This window comes from Kineococcus auxinigenes (genome assembly GCF_050871525.1).
In the GTDB taxonomy this organism is placed as follows: Bacteria; Actinomycetota; Actinomycetes; order Actinomycetales; family Kineococcaceae; genus Kineococcus.
This window is the reverse complement of the sequence record NZ_JBKBCT010000054.1, coordinates 19658-27196: the sequence shown is the minus strand read 5'-3', so window position 1 is coordinate 27196 and position 7539 is coordinate 19658. Positions and strand designations below refer to the sequence as shown.

The 7539-nt window shown below is 76.4% G+C and carries 7 protein-coding genes and 1 pseudogene; 3 read left to right on the top strand and 5 right to left on the bottom strand.

All coding sequences use genetic code 11. The features are described 5' to 3' along the window. Both ACRYR9_RS14535 and ACRYR9_RS14530 read right to left on the bottom strand, forming a co-directional pair. A pseudogene (locus ACRYR9_RS14535) lies at positions 1-291 on the bottom strand (hypothetical protein); the annotation flags it as partial. Next, on the bottom strand, positions 288-1751 hold the full coding sequence (locus ACRYR9_RS14530) for a DNA polymerase IV (protein WP_432492448.1): 1464 nt from the start codon (positions 1749-1751) through the stop codon (positions 288-290). The gene ACRYR9_RS14530 and the pseudogene ACRYR9_RS14535, both read right to left, overlap by 4 nt. Positions 1752-1825: 74 nt before the next feature. Between ACRYR9_RS14530 and ACRYR9_RS14525 the strand changes: the two genes are divergently transcribed. Both ACRYR9_RS14525 and ACRYR9_RS14520 read left to right on the top strand, forming a co-directional pair. Then, on the top strand, positions 1826-2581 hold the full coding sequence (locus tag ACRYR9_RS14525) for a sulfite exporter TauE/SafE family protein (protein WP_432492446.1): 756 nt from the start codon (positions 1826-1828) through the stop codon (positions 2579-2581). A 28-nt stretch (positions 2582-2609) separates the two neighbouring features. Then, the gene (locus ACRYR9_RS14520; protein WP_432492444.1) at positions 2610-3689 is read left to right on the top strand and encodes a winged helix DNA-binding domain-containing protein; all 1080 of its coding nucleotides are present in this window, start codon (positions 2610-2612) and stop codon (positions 3687-3689) included. On the opposite strand, the gene ACRYR9_RS14515 is transcribed toward ACRYR9_RS14520, so the two are convergent. Next, complete coding sequence (locus ACRYR9_RS14515) at positions 3622-4416, bottom strand: cation diffusion facilitator family transporter (protein WP_432492498.1); 795 nt, start codon at positions 4414-4416, stop codon at positions 3622-3624. The genes ACRYR9_RS14520 and ACRYR9_RS14515 overlap by 68 nt on opposite strands. 47 nt (positions 4417-4463) lie before the next feature. Beyond that, entirely contained in the window at positions 4464-4832 is a 369-nt protein-coding gene (locus ACRYR9_RS14510; protein WP_432492496.1) for an ArsR/SmtB family transcription factor, read from the bottom strand. A 186-nt stretch (positions 4833-5018) separates the two neighbouring features. Between ACRYR9_RS14510 and ACRYR9_RS14505 the strand changes: the two genes are divergently transcribed. Then, the gene (locus tag ACRYR9_RS14505; protein ID WP_432492442.1) at positions 5019-5924 is read left to right on the top strand and encodes a SigB/SigF/SigG family RNA polymerase sigma factor; all 906 of its coding nucleotides are present in this window, start codon (positions 5019-5021) and stop codon (positions 5922-5924) included. A gap of 21 nt (positions 5925-5945) precedes the next feature. On the opposite strand, the gene ACRYR9_RS14500 is transcribed toward ACRYR9_RS14505, so the two are convergent. Further along, positions 5946-7532, bottom strand: coding sequence for a ribonuclease J (locus ACRYR9_RS14500; RefSeq protein WP_432492494.1), 1587 nt, complete (start codon positions 7530-7532; stop codon positions 5946-5948). Between the last annotated feature and the right edge of the window lie 7 nt (positions 7533-7539).

Genomic DNA, 7539 nt, shown 5'->3' with positions numbered 1-7539 from the left:
GCCCCCTTCCAGGACGTCCCTCGGGCCCCCCCCCCCGCCCACCCGCCCGTGCCCGGGCGCGGCCCCCCCCCCCAGCACCCGAGCCCACCGCGGCCCCGCACCGAGCACGACCGCCGCCGCGACCGGGCCGGCGCTCGTGGGCACCAGGCGCTCGTGGGTGCCGGTGGCGGCGTCGTGCCGCTCCGCGCCCGGCACGGCGTGCGCGGCCAGGAACCGCAGCAGCGGGACCGCCGGCAGGCCGCCGGGCACGTCCAGCGCGAGCTCGGCCGCGCCGGCGGGCGCTGCCGTCACGAGGCGGCCCCGGAGGGCTCGTCCCGCTGCGCCGCCCACCGCTGCGGGTCGAACACCGGCGGGTCCGCCGGCACCAGGTCGGGGTCGTCGTCGCGGAACGTGCGGATGCGGCCCGGCGGGGTGTGCGGGCCCTCGAAGCGCACCGTGACCCGGCCCACCCCGGAGCCCTGCACCCAGCCCGGGCCGTGCTCGGCGTGCTCGACGTCCTGCCCCGGCAACCAGCCCGGCCGCGCCGGCGGGCCGTACGGGTGCGCCGAACCGCCCGGCACGACGGCCCCCTCCTGCTCCTGCGCGGGCTCGTGCGCGGGCTCCTCACCGCCGGGCCCACCGGCGGGCTCGTCCGCCGGGCCCAGCAGGTCCGCCAGCAGGTCCGTCTGCGCGAACTCCGACAGCCCCGACACGCCCACGCCCAGCAGGCGCACGCCGTCGACCACGTCCACGCCCTCCAGCAGCTCCGCGGCGTGCGCGGCGATCTCCCGCGCCGAGCTCGTCGCGTGCGGCAGGGTCCGCGAGCGGTTCAGGGTCGAGAAGTCGTAGCGGCGCACCTTCAGCGTCACCGTGCGCCCCGACACCCCGGCCGCCACCAGCCGGGAGGCGACCCGCTCCGCCGTCCGGCGGGTGCGCTCGGCCAGGTCCCGGCGGTCGGTCAGGTCCGTGGCGAACGTCTGCTCCGCCGAGACCGACTTCGCCTCCCGCTCGCTGACGACCGGGCGCGGGTCCACGCCGCGCGCGAACGCCAGCAGGCCGGTGCCGTGCGCGCGGCCCAGCATCCGCACCAGCTCACCCTCGTCGGCGGCGGCCAGGTCCCCGACGGTGCGCAGGCCGCTGCGCACCAGCCGGTCGCCGGTGACCGCCCCCACGCCGGGCAGGCGGCGCACGCTCAGCGGCGCCAGCAGCTCGTGCTGCTCCTCGGGCGGCACCACGACCAGCGCGTCCGGTTTGCGCAGGTCCGAGGCGATCTTCGCGACCAGCTTGCTGGGCCCGGCGCCCACCGACACCGTCAGGCCGGTGCGCGCGCGCACCGCGGCCCGGAAGCCCTCCGCGACCTGCGCCACCGCCGCCGCGTCCAGGCCCTCGCTGGCGGCGGACAGGTCCACGTAGGCCTCGTCCATCGACACCGGCTCCACCAGCGGCGACAGCTCCCGCGCCAGGGCCATCACCTGCTCCGAGACGGCCCGGTAGGCGCTGAAGCGGCCGGCCAGGTACGCGGCGTTCGGGCACGCGCGCCGCGCCTGCGCCGTCGGCATCGCCGAGCCCACCCCGAACACGCGCGCCTCGTAGCTGGCGGTGGCGACCACGCCGCGCCCGCCGGTGCCGCCCACCACCACCGGGCGCCCGCGCAGCGACGGCTTGTCGCGCTGCTCCACGGCCGCGAAGAACGCGTCCAGGTCCAGGTGCAGCACCGCCGGGCGGGTCGGGTCCGGGCGCGAGCGGACCGGGGGCGCACCGGAGGGGGGCACCGGACGAGTGTGCACCCCGCGACCGACAGCTACCCTCACGCGGTGCCGCTGCCCCCCCGAGCCCGGACCGCCCCGTGGACCTGAGCACCACCGGCTTCCTGCTGCTCGTCCTCGCCGCCGTCGTCATCGGCTTCGCCAAGACCGCCGTCGGCGGCGCCGCCACCGTCGCGGTGGCGATCTTCGCCACCGTCCTGCCGGCGAAGGAGTCCACCGGCGCGATCCTGCCGCTGCTCATCGTGGGCGACCTGTTCGCCGTGGCCGCCTACCGCCGGCACGCCGACTGGGCCCTGCTGCTGCGGCTGCTGCCCAGCGTCGTGGCCGGGGTGCTGCTCGGCGCGTGGTTCGTCGGCGTCGTCGACGACACCGTCATGCGCCGCTCCATCGGCGCGGTGATCCTGCTGCTCGTCGTCCTGCACCTGCTGCGCCGGCGCCGCCTGCGCCGCCGCGGCGGCGACCTCGTGCCCGCCTCGCCCGGCCGGCGCCGCCTGGTCGGCGCGGCCTTCGGGCTGCTGGCGGGCTTCTGCACCATGGTCGCCAACGCCGGCGGGGCCCCCATGTCGATCTACCTGTTCACCATGGGCCTGGGGGTGATGTCGTTCCTGGGCACCGGGGCGTGGTTCTTCTTCATCCTCAACGTGTTCAAGATCCCCTTCAGCGTCGGCCTGGGGCTCATCACCGCCGACTCGCTGCGCACGGACCTGCTGCTGGTGCCCGCCGTCGTGGCCGGCGCGCTGCTGGGCCGGTGGGTCGTCGGCCGGCTGGACCGCGACCGGTTCGAGAACTGGGTGCTCGGCGCGTCGGCCCTGTCCAGCCTGAACCTGCTGCGCTGAGGCCGGCGCACCCGCCAGGATCGGGCGGGTGAGCGAGGTGCTGCCGGCGCGCGAGGTGGGGCTGTGGCGGCTGGTCGCCCAGCGGGTGGTGCCGCCGCTGCCCGGCGCGGCCGGGGTCGTCGGGCACCTGGCGTGCGTGCAGGCGCAGGACCTGCGCGCCGCCACCACCGCCGTGGCGCTGCGCACCGCCCCGGGCGGGCCCGGCCTGGCCGCCGCCCTGGACGCCGGGGAGGTCGTGCGCTCCTGGCCGCTGCGCGGCACCCTGCACCTGCTGCCGGCGGTGGACCTGCCGTGGGTGCTGGCGCTGTGCGCGCCGCGGGTGCTGCGCTCCACCGCCACCCGCCGCGCCGGCCTCGGCATCACCGACGAGGACGCGGCCGCCGCCCGCCGCGCCGCCGAGTCAGTGCTCGGCGGCGGGCGGGGCGCGACCCGCGCCGAGCTGCTCGCCGCGCTGGAGGCCGCCGGGCAGGTCACCGCCGACGGTCGCGGGTACCACCTGCTGCTGCACCTGTCCCTGACCGGCGTGCTGTGCCTGGGGCCGCTGCGCGGGCGCGAGCAGGAGTTCGTGCTGCTCGCCGAGCACGTCCCCCACCCGCGGCGCCTGGACGGCGACGAGGCCCTGGCCGAGCTGGCCCGCCGCTTCCTGCTCGGCCACGGGCCCGCGAGCGTCACCGACCTGGCCCGGTGGGCGCACCTGCCCGTGAGCGCCGCCCGCCGCGCCGTCGCGGCCGCCCGCGCGGACCTGGCCGCCGTGGACGTCGAGGGCACCGAGCACCTGCACGACCCCGCGCTGCCCGACCTGGTGGCCGCCCACCGCCGCGCCGCGGCCGGCACCCACCTGCTGCCCGGGTTCGACGAGTTCCTCCTCGGCTACGCCGACCGCTCCCACGTCCTGCCCGCCGAGCACGCCGAGCGGGTGGTGCCCGGCGGCAACGGGGTGTTCCGCGGCACCGTCGTGCACGGCGGGGTGGTCGTCGGCACCTGGACCCGCGCACCGGGCCGGGCCGGTGGCCCGCCGCTCGCCGAACCGTTCGGGGCGTTCACCCCCGCCCAGGAGCGGGGGGTGCGGCGCTGCGCGGCGGCGCTGCCGGACGGCCGGACCGGCTGAGCTCCACCGGGGTGGCACCGGCGGGGCCGGGCGTGCTGCCGGTGGGAGCGCAGCAAGCGCCGGTGCCGCCGGACGGGCAGCTGCACGCGCTCCCGCCCTGCCCGGCGTTCCCGTGCGCGGCTCCGGGGGCGCAGCAGCCCTCCCCCCGCCACGCCTCGCGGCCCTCCTTCAGCGCCACCGCGGCGATGACGAGCCCGGCGACCGGGTCGGCCCAGGACCAGCCGAGGGTGGCGCTGAGGAGCAGGCCCACCAGCAGCACGGCGGACAGGTACGTGCACAGCAAGGTCTGGGTGCCGTCGGCGACCACCGAGGCCGAGCCGAGCCGGCGGCCGGTGCGCCGCTGGGCCCACGACAGGAACGGCATCACGATCAGCGAGGCGATCGCCAGGCCGATGCCGACCGGGGAGGCGTCCGGCTGCGCCCCGGTGACCAGGGCGCGCACCGACTCCACCGCGACGTAGGCGGCCAGCGCCAGGAAGGAGACGCCGATCAGCCGCAGCGCTCGGCGCTCGCGCGTCTCGGGCAGCCGGTGGCGGAACTGCCACAGGATGACCAGGCCGCTGGAGACCTCGACCACCGAGTCCAGCCCGAAGCCGATCAGCGCCACCGAACCGGCCACCAGGCCGGCCCACACCGCGACGACCGCTTCGAGGACGTTGTAGACCACGCTCGCACCGGCCAGCAGCTGCGCGCGCCGGCCCAGCCGGGCCCGCTCCCGCGCGTCCACGGGCGGGTGACCCGCCGCGGGAGCCGTGCTCCTCGCCGACGCGGCGCTCACCGCGCGCGCTCCTCGCCGTAGACGGGGCACAGCGACACCGCCGAGCCGGTCGCGGCCAGCACGCGCTCGGCGGCGTTCAACAGCTCCATCAGCTCCGGGCGGGCCAGGGAGTGCACCGATGAGCGCCCCTCGGACCGCGAGGTCACCAGTCCGCAGTCGCGCAGGCACGCCAGGTGCGCCGAGACCGTCGACTGCGCCAGGCCCAGGCGCCCGGTCAGATCCACCACCCGGTGCTCCCCCAGCGCCAGGTGGCGCAGGATCGCCAGCCGGGCCGGGTCGGCCAGGCTGCGGAACAGGCACACCGCCGCGGTCGGGTCGTCCAGCTCCTGCGCGGTCCGTGGCACCACCGGCAGCGGCACGCTCATCGTCATGCGCCGATGATATCGCCGCACGCCGATGAGTGGCGCTGCGTGGGGTGGTGTCCCGGACGCCGGCGCTCACCCACCCGCACGCCCGCACGCCCGCTTCCGGTTGCCGACCGGGCCGAGGACTGCTGGCATGCGCAGGGCCCGACCGGCACGGCGGCAGCGGGCCGTCGACGGAGGTGGAAGGTGGCGAGGACAGCGGAGACCACGATGAGCCGGGCCGAGGGCGGCCCGGCGGGGGCGATGCTCCCGGACAGCACGGCGGCGGTCCCGCTCCAGGCGGCGCCGCCCACCGGCGAACGCACCGGCGAACGCGCACGGCGGCCCGAGCACTCCGTGGTGCGCGAGCGCACCGCGGAGCTGTTCGCCGCCCTGGCCGAGCAGGACGACCCCGCCGAGCGCGCCCGGCTGCAGGAACGCATCACCACGCTGAACCTGCCGATGGCCCTGAGCATCGCCCACCGCTACCGCGGCCGCGGCGAGGACCTCGAGGACCTGCAGCAGGTCGCCGCCGTCGGCCTGGTCAAGGCCGTCGAGGCCTACGACCCCGCCCTGGGCCGCGAGTTCGCCGTCTTCGCCGTGCCCACCGTCTCCGGCGAGCTCAAGCGCCACTTCCGCGACAAGGGCTGGAGCATCCGGCCGCCCCGGCGGCTGCAGGAGCTGCGCCCCCGGCTGAGCAGCGCCCGCACCGAGCTGGAGCAGGACCTGGGCCGCTCCCCGTCCATCTCCGAGGTCGCCGCCCACCTCGGGGTCGACGTGGAGGAGGTCAGCGAGTGCATGGCCGCCACCGAGCAGTACCACCTGCACTCCCTGGACGAGCTGGTCGCCGGCGCCGACGGCACGCGCCCGAGCCTGCTGGACACCCTGGGGGACCTGGACGCCGCGCTGGAGTCCACCGCGGACCACCTCACGCTCGCCCCGCTGCTGGCCTCCCTGCCGGAGCGCGACCGCCGCCTGCTCGTGCTGCGCTTCGAGCGCGGCTGGACCCAGTCGCGCATCGCGGAGGACCTCGGCGTCAGCCAGATGCAGGTCTCCCGGCTGCTGCAGGCCCTGCTGAGCCGCCTGCGCACCGCGATGGACCCCGCCGCCTGACGCCCCCGGGCGCTCGCCGCCTCAGGCGTCGATGACGACCGGGATGATCAGCGGCGCACGCCGGTGCACCCGTCGCGCCCACGACGCCACGGTGCGCGCGATGACGTCCTCCAGCCGGTGGGCGTCGGGGTGCGCGTCGGAGGCGGCGCGGGCCAGGGCCTTCTCGATGAGCGGGACCACGGCGTCGAAGGTCCGCTCGTCGTGGACGAAACCGCGGGCGAGGAAGTCCGGCGGATCGGTCAGCTGGCCCGTGTCGGCGTCGATGATGGCGACGACCGTGAGGACACCCTCCTCCGCGAGGGTGCGCCGGTCCTTCAGGGACGCCTCGGTGGCCCCGCCCACGGTCGAGGCGTCGACGTAGACGTTGCCGGCCGCGACCTTGCCCACCACGCGGACCCGCCCGTCGACGAGGTCGACGACGTCGCCGTCCTCGGCGATCACCACGTTGCGCGGGTCCACCCCGGTCTTGACGGCCAGGTCCGCGTTGGCGCGCAGGTGCCGGGACTCACCGTGCACCGGCATCACGTTGGACGGCCGGACGATGTTGTAGCAGTACACGAGCTCGCCGGCGCTGGCGTGACCGGAGACGTGCACCTTCGCGTTGCCCTTGTGCACCACGTTGGCGCCCAGCGCCGTGAGCCCGTTGATGACGCGGTAGACGGCGTTCTCGTTGCCCGGGATGAGCGAGCTGGCCAGCAGGACGGTGTCGCCGTCGCGGACGCGGATGACGTGGTCGCCGCTCGCCATCCGGGACAGCGCCGCCAGCGGCTCGCCCTGCGAACCGGTGCAGACCAGCGCCACCTTCGACGGCGGCATCTTCTCCAGGACCTTCAGGTCCACGACGAGGCCGTCGGGGACCTTGAGGTAACCGAGCTCCGCGGCGATGCCCATGTTGCGCACCATCGAGCGCCCCACGAAGGCCACCTTGCGCCCGTGCGCGGCGGCCGCGTCCAGGACCTGCTGGATGCGGTGGACGTGGCTGGCGAAGCTGGAGACGATCACCCGTCGCGGCGACGTCCGGAAGACCGTCTCGATGGCCGGGATCAGCTCCCCCTCCGAGGCCGTGAACCCCGGCACCTCGGCGTTGGTGGAGTCGGTGAGGAAGAGGTCGACGCCCTCCTCGCCGAGGCGGGCGAAGCCGCGCAGGTCGGTGATGCGCCCGTCCAGCGGGAACTGGTCCATCTTGAAGTCACCGGTGTGCAGGACCAGCCCGGCGGCGGTGCGGACGGCCACGGCCAGCCCGTCGGGGATGGAGTGGTTGACGGCGACGAACTCGCAGTCGAAGGGGCCGAAGCCCTTCCGGTCGCCCTCGCCGACCTCCACCGTCACCGGGCGGATGCGGTGCTCCTCGAGCTTGGCGCTGATGAGGGCCAGCGTCAGCCGGGAGCCGACCACGGGGATGTCGGCGCGCTCGCGCAGCAGGTACGGCACACCACCGATGTGGTCCTCGTGCCCGTGCGTGAGCACGATCGCCACGACGTCGTCGAGCCGGTCCCGGATCGAGGTGAAGTCGGGGAGGATGACGTCGACGCCCGGCTGGTGCTCCTCGGGGAAGAGGACGCCGCAGTCCACGACCAGCAGCTTGCCCGCGTGCTCGAAGACCGTCATGTTGCGG